Annotated in this window: 14 protein-coding genes; 3 read left to right on the forward strand and 11 right to left on the reverse strand. The window is 67.4% G+C overall.

The features are described from left to right. The first annotated feature begins 54 nt into the window (after positions 1-54). Entirely contained in the window at positions 55-261 is a 207-nt protein-coding gene (locus tag ACP159_RS14480) for a SlyX family protein (protein WP_425100445.1), read from the forward strand. Between the two features lie 151 nt (positions 262-412). On the opposite strand, the gene ftsH is transcribed toward ACP159_RS14480, so the two are convergent. From ftsH to ACP159_RS14535, 11 genes are all read right to left on the reverse strand, one after another. Next, a complete protein-coding gene (ftsH, locus tag ACP159_RS14485; RefSeq protein WP_425100446.1) occupies positions 413-2,329 on the reverse strand; it encodes an ATP-dependent zinc metalloprotease FtsH in 1,917 nt (638 codons plus the stop codon). Between the two features lie 76 nt (positions 2,330-2,405). Next, entirely contained in the window at positions 2,406-3,761 is a 1,356-nt protein-coding gene (gene tilS, locus ACP159_RS14490) for a tRNA lysidine(34) synthetase TilS (protein WP_425100447.1), read from the reverse strand. A gap of 7 nt (positions 3,762-3,768) precedes the next feature. Next, entirely contained in the window at positions 3,769-4,602 is an 834-nt protein-coding gene (locus ACP159_RS14495) for a tetratricopeptide repeat protein (protein WP_425100448.1), read from the reverse strand. 2 nt (positions 4,603-4,604) lie between these two features. Then, positions 4,605-5,129, reverse strand: a complete 525-nt coding sequence (gene pal, locus ACP159_RS14500; protein WP_425100449.1) for a peptidoglycan-associated lipoprotein Pal — start codon at positions 5,127-5,129, stop codon at positions 4,605-4,607. A 75-nt stretch (positions 5,130-5,204) separates the two neighbouring features. Then, positions 5,205-6,533 carry a Tol-Pal system beta propeller repeat protein TolB gene (gene tolB / locus ACP159_RS14505; RefSeq protein ID WP_425100485.1) on the reverse strand — a complete coding sequence of 443 codons (1,329 nt, stop codon included), beginning with the start codon at positions 6,531-6,533 and terminating at the stop codon, positions 5,205-5,207. Positions 6,534-6,673: 140 nt separating this feature from the next. After that, complete coding sequence (locus tag ACP159_RS14510) at positions 6,674-7,849, reverse strand: cell envelope biogenesis protein TolA (RefSeq protein ID WP_425100450.1); 1,176 nt, start codon at positions 7,847-7,849, stop codon at positions 6,674-6,676. An 8-nt stretch (positions 7,850-7,857) separates the two neighbouring features. Continuing rightward, on the reverse strand, positions 7,858-8,340 hold the full coding sequence (gene tolR, locus ACP159_RS14515; protein WP_425100451.1) for a protein TolR: 483 nt from the start codon (positions 8,338-8,340) through the stop codon (positions 7,858-7,860). A 3-nt stretch (positions 8,341-8,343) separates the two neighbouring features. Continuing rightward, positions 8,344-9,039, reverse strand: coding sequence for a protein TolQ (gene tolQ / locus ACP159_RS14520; RefSeq protein WP_425100452.1), 696 nt, complete (start codon positions 9,037-9,039; stop codon positions 8,344-8,346). Between the two features lie 269 nt (positions 9,040-9,308). Next, positions 9,309-9,701, reverse strand: a complete 393-nt coding sequence (ybgC, locus tag ACP159_RS14525) for a tol-pal system-associated acyl-CoA thioesterase (RefSeq protein ID WP_425100453.1) — start codon at positions 9,699-9,701, stop codon at positions 9,309-9,311. A gap of 82 nt (positions 9,702-9,783) precedes the next feature. Further along, the gene (locus tag ACP159_RS14530; RefSeq protein WP_425100454.1) at positions 9,784-10,083 is read right to left on the reverse strand and encodes an HNH endonuclease; all 300 of its coding nucleotides are present in this window, start codon (positions 10,081-10,083) and stop codon (positions 9,784-9,786) included. A gap of 80 nt (positions 10,084-10,163) precedes the next feature. Then, positions 10,164-11,873, reverse strand: a complete 1,710-nt coding sequence (locus tag ACP159_RS14535; protein ID WP_425100455.1) for a peptidoglycan-binding domain-containing protein — start codon at positions 11,871-11,873, stop codon at positions 10,164-10,166. Positions 11,874-12,124: 251 nt separating this feature from the next. On the opposite strand from ACP159_RS14535, the gene ACP159_RS14540 reads away from it, so the two are divergent. Both ACP159_RS14540 and ACP159_RS14545 read left to right on the forward strand, forming a co-directional pair. Beyond that, a complete protein-coding gene (locus tag ACP159_RS14540) occupies positions 12,125-13,447 on the forward strand; it encodes a mechanosensitive ion channel family protein (protein ID WP_425100457.1) in 1,323 nt (440 codons plus the stop codon). Positions 13,448-13,528: 81 nt separating this feature from the next. Further along, positions 13,529-14,707, forward strand: a complete 1,179-nt coding sequence (locus ACP159_RS14545; protein ID WP_425100458.1) for a TIGR03862 family flavoprotein — start codon at positions 13,529-13,531, stop codon at positions 14,705-14,707.

The following is a 14,707-nucleotide window of genomic DNA, read 5'->3' on the forward strand; positions in this document are numbered from 1 at the left end:
GACGGCGGCGGCCGATGCGCCTAGGTCGGAAACAGACGCCACCGGAGGCCCGCCATGACTGACCAGACCGAAGCCCTTCAGGAACGCATCGCGCATCTCGAACGCATGGTGGAAGACCTCTCGGACGTCGTTGCGCGGCAGGCGGGCGATCTGGAGCGCCTGACGCGGCAGGTTGCCATGCTGATGCAGCGCGAGGCCACGCGGGAGGCGGATGCCGGGGGCGGCGCGTATTTCGCCGACGAGAGGCCGCCGCACTACTGACGCAGATCACCGCGGTAGGGTGGGTTTCCAACCCACCGCTCCGCAAGGGTGGGTTGGAAACCCACCCTACACAGGCCCGCACCGCATTGCCCAACAACGAAAAAGGCCGACCCATCCGGGCCGGCCTTTGCTTTGTCATCGAAACGGCCGCTTACGCCATCGGTTCCGGCTCCAGACCGCCGTCCTTCGGCTTCGTCTTCGGCTTGGTCTTCGGGATGGCGGTGATGCTCGGGGTTTCCTCCGCCGCGCCGGTGCCATCGTCGTCGTCACCGGCATTCGGGGCCTCGCCACGCATCACCCGCACGATCTCCTCGCCGGTCAGCGTCTCGTACTCCAGAAGTCCCTGCGCCAGGCGCTCCCAGTCCTCCTTGCGGTCGGTCAGGATCTGGAACGCGCGTTCGTAGGCCTCCTGGATGAAGCGCTTCACCTCATCTTCGATCAGCTCCTTCGTATGCGCCGACACGGACAGGCCCGCGGTGTTGCCGGAATAGCCCTCATGCGCCTCGGAATAGTCGATGTTGCCGACCTTGTCCGACATGCCCCAGCGCAGCACCATCGCCCGCGCCAGACCGGAAGCCTGCTGGATGTCGCCTGCCGGGCCGTTCGAGACATTGCCTTCGCCGTACTTGATGATCTCGGCGGCCTTGCCCGCCATGGTCATCGCCAGCTTTTCCTCACACTCGGACTTGTGCCAGTTCAGACGGTCGATCTCCGGCAGCGAGACCACCATGCCGAGGGCACCGCCGCGCGGGATGATCGTCGCCTTGTAGACCGGATCGCACTGCGGCAGCGTCAGGCCGACAACCGCGTGACCGGCTTCGTGATAGGCGGTCTTTTCCTTCTGGTCGTCGGTCAGCACCATGGAGCGGCGCTCCGCGCCCATCATGACCTTGTCCTTGGCCTGTTCGAAATCCTCCATCGTCACGAAACGGCGGCCCACGCGCGCCGCCATCAGCGCCGCCTCGTTCACGAGATTCGCCAGTTCCGCACCAGAGAAGCCGGGGGTACCGCGTGCGATGATGCGCAGGTCGACATCCGGGCCGAGCGGGGTCTTGCGGGCATGCACGCCGAGGATCTTCTCGCGGCCCTTGATGTCCGGGTTCGGCACGGTAACCTGACGATCGAAACGGCCGGGACGCAGCAGCGCCGGGTCCAGAACGTCGCGGCGGTTGGTGGCCGCGACGATGATGACACCCTCGTTGGCCTCGAAACCGTCCATCTCGACCAGCAGCTGGTTCAGCGTCTGCTCGCGCTCGTCGTTGCCACCGCCATAGCCTTGACCTCGGGCGCGGCCCACGGCGTCGATCTCGTCGATGAAGACAATGCAGGGCGCGTTCTTCTTCGCCTGCTCGAACATGTCACGGACACGGCTCGCGCCGACGCCGACGAACATCTCGACGAAGTCGGAACCGGAGATGGTGAAGAAGGGCACGCCCGCCTCGCCCGCGATGGCACGCGCCAGCAGCGTCTTACCGGTGCCCGGAGGGCCCACAAGCAGCGCGCCTTTGGGGATCTTGCCGCCAAGACGGCTGAATTTCTGCGGATTGCGCAGGAATTCGACGATCTCCTCGAGCTCTTCCTTGGCCTCGTCGATGCCCGCCACGTCGTCAAACGTCACGCGGCCATGCTTCTCGGTCAGCAGCTTGGCCTTGGACTTGCCGAAGCCCATCGCGCCACCTTTGCCGCCGCCCTGCATGCGGTTCATGAAATAGATCCAGACCCCGATCAACAGCAGGAAGGGCAGCAGAGACAGCAGGAACGACTGGAAGCCGGACTGCTCCTGCTGCTCGGCACGGACCGGAATATCCTTTTCGATCAGCATCTTGGTGACTTCGGCATCCTCGGGCTTGATGGTCACGAAGTCCTGCCCGTCGTTGGTGCGGAAGCGCACCTGCTCGCCGTCGATCACCACGTTGCTCACCGAATTGTCGTCCACCGCGCGGACAAAATCAGAGTAGCTGGCCTCGCGGCTTTGCAGGGTCGAACCACCGCCCTGAAACAGGTTGAACAGCGCCAGGATCAGCAGGAACAGCACGACCCAGAAGGCGATATTGCGAGCATTACCCAAGGGGAAACTCCTTCAAATACGGAAAAACGCCTGAGCGGGCGCGTTTCAGCGTAACATAGACATCATGAGCGCCGGTTCAATGCGAAAGAAGAAATCCGCGGAAATCCGGCACGCCCTGGCGCATCGGCAGAAGCTGCACGGCGTGCGTCGGTCCGAAGCCCATCGCGGCGCAGGCGACGAGCTTGTTGCCATCCCAGAGTGACGGCAGGCTGCGGGCGGTCAGGTGCGGCGGCGTCCCGGGTGTGCGGACAGGGATCTGCTGCCAGCCGGCATCGCCCAGGGCGCGGACGCTCAAACGCCTCATATCCTGGGGGAAAACCCGCCAGCGGTCATCCCAGAGCGTCTCGCCGTCGGCCGGTTCGATACGATCCCGTACGGCGCGGTACTCGCGGAAGACATGCACCTGCGTCTTCTCGCAGCGCAACTCGCAACCGTGCAGCGTGGTCACCCCGCCGGAAAACAGCAGGTCGAGCGCCTGCTCCACCGCGTCCGCGCGCGGCGCGTAATCGGCGGAGGCGACATAGTGAAGCGCCGCGGCAAGCAAGCGGCGCTGGGTGTCCGGCTCGATGGCAAAGAACCCGTCGCGGTCGAAGACGATCTCGCCCGTCGGCACGTCCAGCGCCCGGGTCTCCTGCCCGATCTGGTCCCAGACCTCTGCCGCGCGGCGTTGCAGGACCTCGCGGCTACGGGCCATGCGCGCGGCGGTCTTGGCGATGGTGTCGACGCCAAGCCCGTTCGGGGCGAGTTCCGCCAGCAGGCTCCGCATCCGCACCCGCTCGTATCCGTGATCCTCGTTCGACGGATCGTCGACCCAGCGCCCCTTGAGCGTGGTCAGGTAGTGTCGCAGCTCCGTGCGCCGCATCCCGAGGCAGGGGCGCAGGATGGTGAAGCCGGTGTCGCCGGTCTGGCGGTGCGGCGGCGTCGCGCCGCTCAGCTTTCCCGGCACGCGCGGTTGCCGCGACACCGGACGCGCCGGCCGCATGGCGGCCAGCCCGTCGATGCCGGAGCCACGCTTGAGCCGCATCAGGAAGGTCTCTGCCAGGTCGTCGCGGGTGTGCGCCATGAGCACATGCCGCAGGGACCCGCGCCACTGGTCGATCAGCGCCAGCCTTGCGCGCCGCGCCTCCGCCTGCACATTGCCCTTTCCGTCCCAGTCCCAACGCAACGTGGCATGGGGATGGCCCAGGGCGGCGCAGTCCTCGGCCACCATCCGCGCCTCATCCGCGCTCTCCGGGCGCAGGGCGTGATCCACCGTCACCACCCAGAGTTTGACGCCCCAGCGCCGCGTCCAGTTGTGCGCCAGCGTCAGCATCGCCATGCTGTCGCCGCCGCCGGAGACGGCGAGCGCGATGTCTGTGGGGAAATCCGGGCCGAGAAGCTGGCCCATGGCATCGGCGAAGCGCTGGTCGAGCGACTCCGCCGCCGCGCTCATTCCAGCGTCACTGGCAGCCAAGGTCCGACCGGCTCGCCGAGGCTTTCTGCACGTAGTCAGACGCCGGATACCGACCGGCCACCTCGCCCAGCGTCACGCAGGCCTCCGGTGCGCTGCCCAGCTTGCCAAGCGAGACCCCCAGCAGCCACAGCGCCTCCGGCGCAACCGCATCCTCCGGAAATCCGGAATAGGCGTTCAGATACCGCCGCGCGGCCTCGCGGGTGTCGCCCTGCGCGTCCAGCGCCTTGCCCTCGCCCACCAGCGCCGCCGCTTCCAGCGGGCCGCCGGGATAGATGTCGCGGAACTTGGCGAACAGCTGCGCCGCGCCGGTGTAATCGCCGTCGCTCAACGCTTTCTGCGCGGCGCGGAAATCGGCCTCCTCCCCCACCGCCAGCTCGCCCTGATGCGGCGGAAGACCGTCCGAAACCGGCGCCTGCGTGGCCGGTGCGGGGGTCGCTGCCACCGCCTCGCCGCCGAGAGGCCGCGTCGCGGCAATGTTGCCGATGTCACAGCCCGGCTGCACCTCGCAGACCCGGAATTCCAGGTCCCCGAGACGATTGGTGCCGTCGCTGACGATGGTGTCGATGCGGTTCTGCAACTGCTCCGTCTTCGACGTCATGCGGACCAGTTCCGCCTCGATGGCGTTCACCCGGTCCAGCACGGAGCCGCCCACCTGCACGGACCCCATGCCGGTGGTGTTCAGCTCCTGTTTCAGCCGCGCCAGCTCGCCCTGCATCAGCGCGATGTCCTGCCGGATGTCGGCAAGGGTCTCGGCCTGCTGTGCCGGGGCGGTCCCCGCCACCAGCATCAGCGCAACGGCAAAGGCAGCGCGGCGCAGCATTGTCAGACCCCCGAGCCCATCGAGATCACGGTCACCGCGCGGCGGTTCTTGGCGTAACAGGCCTCGACCGAGCACACCTCGACCGGGCGTTCCTTGCCGTAGGAGATGAACTTCAACCGGGTCGGCGAGACGCCCTTGGAGGTCAGGTACTCCATCACCGCGTTGGCGCGGCGTGCGCCGAGGGCGATGTTGTACTCGCGGGTGCCCTGTTCGTCCGCGTGGCCCTCGATCACCGCGAGGTAATCGGAGTTGGTCATCAGCCATTGCGCCTGCGCGTTCAGCGTCGCCTGCGCCTCCGGCGACAGCGTCGACTGGTCGACGGCAAAGAACACGCGGTCGCCCACGGTCTGGCTGAAGTACGCCGGGGAGCGCGGGTCGTTGGCGCTGCCGGGGATGATGTCGGAGGTGATGCCGCCGTTGGCGCCCGCGCCGTTCGCGCCATCGCCCGCGCCGAAGCGGTTCGGGTTGGTACAGGCCGATACGGCCAGCGCCGCGATCAGCAATATCGCCTTGGTCATGTGTGTCATCTGTCTGTCCTGCTCATTCTTGTGTGTTTTGCCCGGCAGGCTACCACAGCCGCCGGCCGTTTCAAAGCTCCGGGCTTACTGCAGCGGTCCCCAGCTCGGGTCCGAGCCGCCCGCCGGCGTGCGCACCCGCTTGAGGTTGCGCCCCGAGATATCCACCGAGTAGAGCGCCGAGGCCCCGTCCGCTCCCTGCGTCTCGCGGGCGAACATCACGACACGGCCATTCGGCGCCCAGGTCGGGCCCTCGTCAAGGAACGAGGCCGTGAGCAGGCGCTCCTCGGAGCCGTCGGTTTTCATCACGCCGATGTGGAACCGCCCCGCGTTCTGCTTGGTGAAGGCGATCTGGTCGCCGCGCGGCGACCAGACGGGCGTGCCGTAGCGGCCCTCGCCAAAACTGATCCGCGTCGCCTCGCCGCCCTGCGCCGGCATGACATACAGCTGCTGCGAGCCGCTGCGGTCGCTTTCGAAAACGATCTGGCTGCCGTCCGGCGAATAGCTCGGGGCGGTCTCGATCGCCGGGGTGAAGGTCAGCTGCCGCACCGCGCCCGAACCGATGTCCATCGCCCAGATGTCGGTGTTGGAGCCATTGGTCAGCGAGTAGATCACCGTCTGCCCGTTCGGCGAGAAGCGCGGCGCGAAGCTCATCACCCCCTGATCCGCCTGGAAAACCCGGCTCTGCACGTCGCCCACGTTCAGCACGTGGATACGCGGCGATCCGGTGGCATAGGAGGTGTACAGCACCCGGTCGCCGTTGGGCGAGAACCGCGGGGCCAGCACGATGGCATCCGATCCGGTCAGGTACTGCACGTTCGCGCCGTCGTAATCCATGATCGCCAGGCGCTTGGCCCGGGCGTTCTTCGGCCCGGTCTCGGAGACAAAGACCACGCGGCTGTCGAAATAGGGCTGCTCGCCGGTCAGCCGGGAATAGACCTGGTCCGCCACCTTGTGCGCCAGCCGCCGCCAGCCGTCCGTCGTGGCAGTGAACTGCATGCCGTCGCCCAACTCGGTTCCGGCGAAGACGTCCCAGACCCGGAACTTGACGATCACGCGGCCCGATCCGTCGAGGCTCACCGCCCCGGTGATCAGCGCCTGCGCGTTGATCGCCTTCCAGTCGGCAAACTGCACCGGCGCGCCGAAACTGGCGATGGTGGAGATATGGGCGTCGCGTGGGATCTCGCGGAACAGGCCGGTGCCGGTCAGGTCGTCGGCCACCACGCGGCTGATGTCCTCGGCAAATTGCGCCGCATCCGGAGACTCGGCCACGAATTTCGGCACCGCGTAGGGCATCGGCTCGACCACGCCCTCGGTGATCTCGATCCGGAGTGGCCCGGTCTGCGCCGACACCGTCGAATGAGAGGCGACGACTATGGCCAAAGCCAGGGTCACCACGCTGACAATCCGCAAAATCATTCCGTTTCCCTTCCCGAAGGCGTCTTGCCGCCTCCAAAACCCGCTTTCGGGCCTGCCCGCGTCACCATATGCACCATTAACGAATTGCAAAACACCTGTCACACCACGGGTCACGGGGAATTTGGGCAAATCTCTGCTCATCTCAGCCGCATCTCCGCCGGGTTGAAGGTCATCTCGATCTCTTTCCACTGGTCGTATTTCTCCGCCGGCAGGTCATAGCCGTCGCGGCCCTCGACCTGGCAGCGCAGCACCGCGCGACGCGCCGCCTGAAACGCCGTCTCGACCGCCGCGCCGCTGCCGCCGCTCGCCGCCAGCATGCGGATGTCCGAACCGATCACCTTGCCGTCCTGTCCCAACTCGAAGCCAACGGTCACCGTCACGTTCGCCGCCTGGCTACCCACGTCCACCTGCCAGCACTTCTGCACCGCCAGCCGCAGCCCCTCGCGCTCGCCGCGCGTCAGCGGCGGCCCGGCGGGGGCGTCCGGCTCGCTGCCACCTGACAGCGCCTCGGCCAGAGCGGCGGCCACCGCGTCGGCGGTGTCCTCCTCGGCCGGTTTCGGCGCGGGCCTGGTCTCGGGCTTCGGCTCGGCGGTCTGCGTCGGCGTCTCCTCCGCCGGGGCGGCTGGCCGGGCATTGGCAGGCCGCGTCTTGGGCCGCACGCTTGCCGTCGGGGCCCGCGATCCCGCAGGCTCCTCGGCTTCGGTCACGATCTCCGTCGCGGCTTCTTCGGGTGCGGTGGCCTCCTGTTGCGCTTCCGCCTGTTCGGGCGATTGCGCATCCGGATCGGCGGCCCGCTGAACCTCCTCCGCCACGGTTGTGTCCGGCTCCGGCGGCGCCACCGGCTCCGGCGCGACGCGCTGCGCCGGGCGCGGCTTCGGACGCGGGGATTCGTTCGGCGCCAGAACAGGCGGCAAGGCAGCCACGGGCGGCGCCGGTTCCACCGGCGTCGGCGCGGGCTCCGGCTGTGGCGCCGGGGTCGGCTCCGGCACAGGTGCAGGCTCCGGGTCCGGCACGGGAACCGGCTCCGGCTCGGGTACAGGCGCGGGTTCCGGTTCAGGCGCGGGCGGCGTCGGCTCCGGTTCAGGCTCCGGTACCGGCTGAGGCTCGGGGTCCGGCTGAGGCTCCGGCTCCGGCGCAGGCTCCGACAGACCCGGCGCCGCAGGCTGCGTCAGCGCCGCGAATTCGGCTTCGGAAATGATCGACACATCCGCGACTTCCACGTCCGGAGGATCGGCGCTGAACACGCCGCCGACCAGCAGCCACAGCAGCAGAAGGCCGTGTGCCCCGGCGGATATGGACTGACCCGTCGTCACGTCGCGCCCTATTGACCCGAGCCGTTCAGGGCCGGTCCACCGATGTCGGTGACAAGACCGATCGACGAGAACCCGCCCGCGTTCAGCGCGCCCATCACCTGCGCCACCTCTTCATAGGGCACCACGCCATCGGCGCGCAGATACACCCGGTCATCGCTGCGCTCGGCGGCAATCGCCCGCAGCCGCGACACCAGTTCGCCGCGCTCGATCTGCGTCGACTGCAGCAGCACCGAGCCATCGGCGGCGATGGTCACCGTCAGCGGCTCCTCCGTCTCCTGCGGCAAGGCCTGCGCGGCTGTCTTCGGCAGTTCAACCGGCACCCCGACCGTGAGCAAGGGCGCGGCCACCATGAAGATGATCAGCAGCACCAGCATCACGTCCACGAAGGGCGTGACGTTGATCTCGGACATCGGCTGGCTGCCCCCGCTCCTGCGGCGACGCCTGCGGCGGCTTCCGCCCCCGCCCCCGGATTTGATGACCCCAGCACCCATGGCTCAGCTGTCCAGCTGGCGCGAGAGGATGGTGGAGAACTCATCGGCGAAGGCCTCGTAGCCGCCGAGGATACGGTCACTGTCGGCGCTGAGCTTGTTGTAGAAGATCACCGCCGGGATGGCTGCCATCAGGCCAAGGCCTGTGGCCAGCAAGGCCTCCGCGATGCCCGGCGCCACGACCACCAGGGACGTATTCTGCTGCTGCGCAATCTCGATGAAGGCGTTCATGATCCCGAACACCGTCCCGAACAGCCCGACGAACGGCGCGGTGGACCCCACCGTCGCCAGCACCGGCAAACCCTTCTGCAAGGCCTCCGCCTCTTTCTGGATGGCCACATCCATCGAACGGTCGATGCGGCTCTGCGCGTTGGCGATCAGCCCGCCATCTTCTCGGTGCGAGCGCCGCCATTCCGTCATGCCCGAGGCAAACACCCGCGCCGCACGCCCCGACGGCTCCGGCCCGAGCGTTTCGTAGAGCTCGTCCAAAGGCTCCCCGGACCAGAACGCCTGATCAAACCGCGCCGCCTCGCGCCGCGCCTTGCGATAGGCGATCAGCTTGTCGATGATGATCCCCCACGACCAGACCGATGCGATGGTCAGGGCCAGCATCACCAGCTTGACGGTCAACGTAGCGCGCGCAAACAGCGCCCACATGGAGAAATCGATCTCCCGCGCGAGCGCAAGGGTTTCTGTTTCCATGAACCTGCTCTTCTATAACTGCCTCTCGGCCCTCTGTCGGGGCCGTATTACAGGCGTTGATACCCGATTTGCAGGTCAAAGGCCAACATATTGCTGTGATCGGCATGAAATAAACGGAATCGGCGGGTCTTTGCCTGCCACCCTGTCTTCTCTGGTCTCCAAATACCCTCGGGGTCCGGGGCGGAGCCCCGCTGCAAGGCAAAGCCTTGCGACATGGGACGGCGGGCGGGGCGCCTTCCGGCGTCCGCCGGAACAGCGCCGTCCTGCCGTCAATGCACCTTCTTGCGCAATCCCGCAGGCAGCCGCGCCGGATGGCCGTCCAGCGTCGCGCAGACCGCCGTCACCTCCGCCCGGAACAGCACCTCGCCGGCCCGCAGCACTTCCTGCGCCATGATCAGCCGCACGCCGGTCATCGCCTTGACCACCGTCCGCACCTCAAGCGCGTCGTCGTATTTCGCCGGGTGCAGGTAATCGCACTCGATCCGCCGGACGACAAAGACGATCCCTTGCTCACGCATGGCATTCTGGTCGAGACCCTGCAGTTTGACCCACTCCGACCGCGCCCGCTCGATGAACTTGAGGTAATTGGCGTGGTAGACGATCCCCGCCATGTCGGTGTCCTCGTAATAGACGCGCACGGGGAAGACATGGGGATGCGGCATGGGTTTGGCTCTCCGGTGGTTTCGCGCGGACCCTAACGGCCCGCACCGACCGTGAGAAGATTTCCGGCACAAAAAAATCCGTTCACCGCCCTTGCTTCCGTCGCCCCCCGGCACTCCGGGCGTGAAATCCCGCGGGCCGCTTCGCCACCCAGGCGAGGAACCGCGCCATCCGCGGGTGCGCCCGCAGCGCCTCCACCGTGTAGAACTCCCGCGCCAGTTCCCCTTCGGTGAACACCGCATGGATTTCCGAATGACAGATCTGGTGCAGCAGAACCACCGGCCCGCCCTTGCCGCCCTTCAGCTTCGGGACAAGGTGATGCAGGCTCTGCTTCGCCTCCGGCGGAATGGGCCGCAGGCACAGGGGGCAAATCGGATCACTCATTGCGCCACCCTCCTCCATGACCGCGCCAAACGCAAACGGGCGCCCCATCGGGACGCCCGCCTGTCACGGTTTCAAAAGCCTTACTGCGAGCCGAACAGCGGTATCGCGGCGCCCGCCTGCACCGGCACCGCCGCCGGAGCCGATGTCGCGCCCGGCAGTCCGCCCATCGCCGCCTTCAGCAGGGTCACCCGCTGCGGCATACCCGGGCCAAAGACCGCCTTTGAGCCGCCGTCGAGCGCTTCCGTCGCCTGCCCATACCAGGCCAGCGACAGGTCCGGACGCTCCGGCATCCCGAAGCCCTGGCTCAGGTGATGGCCGATCAGTTCCGCATAGGGACCCTTGCCCAGCGCCACCAGCACGAGGGCAGACCCCACCGCGGCGTTCATGTCATCGGTCTTGTAACCCGAGGACAGGCAAACCATCGCGGTGTTCTCGAGCTGCGCGGGCGACATGCCCGAGCCAAGCACGAATTGCCCGACGCTGCGCAGCACCTCGTCCCGGGGCTGCAGGGCGGCGGCGTTCACCTGATCCTTCAGCAGGATGCCAAACCCGGAGCACTGCTGCGCAATCTGCTCCGGCGTCACGCCGGACAGATCCGCCACCAGCGCCTCGCCGTTGGCAATGGCGAAGCCGCGCGAGAAACACATCTGCTCACCCAGCGCCGCCATCGGATCGGTCATCGTCTCGGCGGTGACATAGCCGCCGTTGGTGGTGGTCAGCAGGGTGACCATGTTGCAATGCGAGGCCAGCGATTTGGCCGGGGCCGCGCCGCCACCGAAGAAGCTCGGCATCTGCGTGGTCGGAGCCGCCGCGTTTGCGAAGGTCGGAGCCTGCACGGACGGCACGGCAGAGGGCATCGGCGCGGTGCCGCCGCCGGATGTCGTGACCGCCGCCATCTGGGTCTGCGGCTGCTGCTGTTGCGGTTGGAACTGAGGCGCCGCCGGGGCCGGGGCCGCAGCCATCACCGTGCCATCGTCCGTCTTGGAGCAGGTGCCACGGGTGCAGCTGAACATCGCCGGGGTCACGTTGAACGCCTGGAAGTCGTTGCGCTCGTAGCCTTCCGGCGTGGAGGCAAAGACCCGCACGGTGCAGGCCTGCGCCGAACACCAGAAGGCCGAGCCAGTCACCGAGGTGTCGATGATGTAATCGGTCTGGCCGTCGCCGTTGATGTCCGCCAGCTGGATGAAGCCGTGCCGGTTGACCAGCTGCTCCGCCGTCGGGTCCGAGCTCTTGGCGATCTCGTTGACCGTCTGCGCAATCAGCGGCGGCAGACCATAGTGCCCGGCCAGCGCAGAGCGTGCGCCAACGCCGCCGGTCTGCTCGTCACGATAGTCGAGCAGCAGGCCCTGCACACCGCGCGGGTTCTGCGCGATCAGCGTTGCCGTGGTCGCCCCGCCCGCGGAGGCACGCTGGTAGGAGGTGATCAGGAAATTGCGCTCGAACGGCGTCAGCTGCCCGGTCGGCACATAGCCCATCAGAACCTGATATTGCGTGATCGCCGCCTGCGATTTGCGGCCCATCACGCCATCGGGCGTTCCCGCATTGAAGCCGAAATAATTCAGCGCCGTCTGCGTCTCGCGGTTTTCCGCACGGGCGGCGGAATAGACCGGCGCCTTGCTGGTGGTCCGGCGCGGCGCCGATGTGGTCACGCGGCGCTTCGGCTGCTGGCTAGCAATGGCCCCGCCGATGATCCCGACCGCAAGCCCCTTGATGAAATCATCCGCCGCGGCAGGCGCGGGCGACAGGCCAATCGCGGCCATCAGTGCCGCAAAAACAACTTTCTTTGACATGGCTTTCTCCCAGAAAATTGGACCGATTAAGCCCCGCACCGCGATTCGGCGCAAGGCAATTCCGGCGGAATTCCGCCAATTTATTCCCGGCATTTTCCGCGTTATTGCAATCGGAGCATTTCACGTCCTGCAAAGCCTTCGGCAGGTGCGCCGTGGGCAGGCGGCCCGCGGCCTCGCTGCTTTCCCTTGCCCAACCGGCGGACCCAAGGCAAAAGGCACGAGGCCCCGCAATCCCGGACACGACCCCGACCATGACGCCCGACCTCGCCACCCTGCCGCCGTTCCTCCAGACCCTCGCCGGATACGGCCTGCAAGGCTGGGCCATTGCAAGGGCCTGGCTGACGTCCCCCGCCGCCTGGTCGCAGTTCGCCCTGCTCGCCGCCGCCTTTCTCCTTGCCCTCCTTTTCACCCGCAAGCTCAGGCCACTGCTCTCAGCCTGGCTCACCCCGGAGCCGGGCAAGCGCGGCCTCTTGGCAACCCTCCGCCGCTTCGCCCTGATCTTCGTGCCGCTCCTGCTGCCGGTGCTGGCCTTCGCCTTCACCGCCATCGGCGAACAGGCCACCCGGGCGTTGTTCGGCTCCGGCGCGGTCATCGCCTTCGGCAAGCGCGTGTTCCTGTTCCTCGCCGCCCGCATCCTCGTGCGCGAGATCGTTACCGACGGCTTTCTCAAGGTCCTTGGCCGCTTCATCCTGCTGCCGATCATGGCGCTCTACGCGCTCGGTTTCCTCGACGCCTCCATCGCGCGGCTGAACGAGATGACCATCGCCCTCGGCAACATCGAATTCACCGCCATGTCGGTGATCCGCGGGCTGATCGCGGGCTCCATCCTGTTCTGGATCGGCCGCTGGTCCAATGACCAGACCGGCAGCTACATCAACGCCCAGAACGAAATGCCTCCGGCCACCCGGCAACTCGCCACCAAGGCCGCGGAAATCGCCATCTTCGGCGCCGCCTTCCTGGTGCTGATGAACATCATGGGCATCCCGCTGACCTCCCTCGCGGTGCTCGGCGGCGCCATCGGCGTCGGCCTCGGCTTCGGCCTGCAGAAGATCGCCTCGAACTACATCTCCGGCGTGATCCTGCTTCTGGAGGGGCAGGCCACCGTCGGCGATTACGTCGAACTCGACAGCGGGCAGGCCGGCACCATCGTCAAGACCACCGCCCGCGCCATGATCCTCGAGACCTTCGACGGCAAATGGGTCGTCGTGCCCAACGAGGACTTCATCACCACCCGCGTCGTCAACTACTCCGACCAGGGCAGCGCCAACCGCTACGAGGTGCCCTTCTCCGTCAGCTACGAGACCGACATCAACATCGTCCCGGACATCATCGAGAAGGCCGTCGCCACCCATCCCGCCATTCTCGACAAACCCTTCCCGCCGGATTGCGAATGGCGGGGTTTCGGAGAGAGCGGCATCGACTTCGCCGTCGAATTCTGGGTCAACGGCATCGACGACGGCAAGAACAAGTACAGCTCCGACGTCGGTTTCCTGATCTGGAACGCGCTCAAGGCGCACAACATCAAAATCCCCTACCCCCGCCGCGTGGTCGAGCTGCGCAAGGCCGATGACTGAACGGCAAGGCACCCCACGCCGGGGGCCGGGCGAACCCCGGGGCTTCTTCTTGGTCCAAATACCCAATCCTCCGGTTGCCCCATGCCCAGCGCCCTGATCATAGGCGGCGGTCCGGCGGGTCTCATGGCCGCCGATGCCCTGCTCTCGGCCAACGTCGCCACTACGCTCTGCGACGCCAAACCCAGCCTCGCCCGCAAGTTCCTCATGGCGGGCAAGTCCGGGCTGAATCTCAGCCGGATGCAGGACACGGAGACCTTCCTGAGCCACTACAGCGAAGGCCGGGACTCCCTCGCCCCGATGATCCGCGCCTTCCCGCCGGAGGCCATCCGTGATTGGGCCGAAGGACTGGGTCAGCAGACCTTCACCGGCTCCACCCTGCGCCTGTTCCCGAAAGCCATGAAAGCCTCGCCGCTGCTGCGGGCCTGGCTCGCCCGTCTGACGGCGCTCGGTCTTGAGACCCGCACCCGCTGGCGCTGGACCGGCCGGGACGGCGAAACCCACCGCTTCGACACCCCGGATGGCCGACAGACCCGGACCGCCGACGTCACGATCTTCGCCCTCGGCGGGGCCAGCTGGGCGCGGCTCGGCTCGGACGGGCTGTGGTCGGAGGCCTTTGCCCGCGACGGCCTGCCGCTGACCCCCTTCGCCCCCTCCAACGCCGGGCTGATCGTGCCGTGGTCGGCGCATATGATGCGCCACTTTGGCAGCCCGCTCAAGGCGATCACCCTGACCGCCGGCAGCCTTACCAGCCGGGGCGAGGTGGTGATTTCGAAACGCGGCCTCGAAGGCGGCGGCATATATCCGCTGACCCCGGCGCTGCGCGACGGCGCGGCGCTGCACGCCGACCTTGCGCCCGATCTCGATCTCGCCGCTGTCAGGACGCGCCTGAGCAAGCCGCGCGGCAAACAGAGTGTCTCCAATCACCTGCGCAAGACGCTGGGCCTCTCCCCCGCCGCGCAGGCGCTGCTGATGGATTGCGCCCGGCCCCTGCCGCAGGACCCCACCGCTCTCGCCGCCCTCATCAAGCGACTGCCGATCCCGCACCACGGCCCCCGCCCGATGGACGAGGCCATCTCGACCGCCGGGGGTCTTTCGTGGGAGGCGCTGACCGATGATCTGATGCTGAAGGCCCGCCCCGGCACCTTCTGCGCCGGGGAAATGCTCGACTGGGACGCGCCCACCGGCGGCTACCTGCTGACCGCTTGCCTCGCCACCGGACTCTGGGCGGGCCGGGCGGCGGCGCGGTATTGCGCGGGCTGA

Source organism: Tropicibacter sp. S64 (assembly GCF_049803835.1).
In the GTDB taxonomy this organism is placed as follows: domain Bacteria; phylum Pseudomonadota; class Alphaproteobacteria; order Rhodobacterales; family Rhodobacteraceae; genus Pacificoceanicola.

What these genes read in the sequence shown, in the direction of transcription:
- ACP159_RS14480 (WP_425100445.1), top strand. Translation starts at nt 55, where the DNA reads ATGACTGACCAGACCGAAGCCCTTCAGGAACGCATCGCGCATCTCGAA.
- tilS (WP_425100447.1), bottom strand. Translation starts at nt 3,761, where the DNA reads ATGAGCGCGGCGGCGGAGTCGCTCGACCAGCGCTTCGCCGATGCCATG.
- ACP159_RS14495 (WP_425100448.1), bottom strand. Translation starts at nt 4,602, where the DNA reads ATGCTGCGCCGCGCTGCCTTTGCCGTTGCGCTGATGCTGGTGGCGGGG.
- pal (WP_425100449.1), bottom strand. Translation starts at nt 5,129, where the DNA reads ATGACACACATGACCAAGGCGATATTGCTGATCGCGGCGCTGGCCGTA.
- tolR (WP_425100451.1), bottom strand. Translation starts at nt 8,340, where the DNA reads ATGGGTGCTGGGGTCATCAAATCCGGGGGCGGGGGCGGAAGCCGCCGC.
- tolQ (WP_425100452.1), bottom strand. Translation starts at nt 9,039, where the DNA reads ATGGAAACAGAAACCCTTGCGCTCGCGCGGGAGATCGATTTCTCCATG.
- ybgC (WP_425100453.1), bottom strand. Translation starts at nt 9,701, where the DNA reads ATGCCGCATCCCCATGTCTTCCCCGTGCGCGTCTATTACGAGGACACC.
- ACP159_RS14530 (WP_425100454.1), bottom strand. Translation starts at nt 10,083, where the DNA reads ATGAGTGATCCGATTTGCCCCCTGTGCCTGCGGCCCATTCCGCCGGAG.
- ACP159_RS14535 (WP_425100455.1), bottom strand. Translation starts at nt 11,873, where the DNA reads ATGTCAAAGAAAGTTGTTTTTGCGGCACTGATGGCCGCGATTGGCCTG.
- ACP159_RS14540 (WP_425100457.1), top strand. Translation starts at nt 12,125, where the DNA reads ATGACGCCCGACCTCGCCACCCTGCCGCCGTTCCTCCAGACCCTCGCC.
- ACP159_RS14545 (WP_425100458.1), top strand. Translation starts at nt 13,529, where the DNA reads ATGCCCAGCGCCCTGATCATAGGCGGCGGTCCGGCGGGTCTCATGGCC.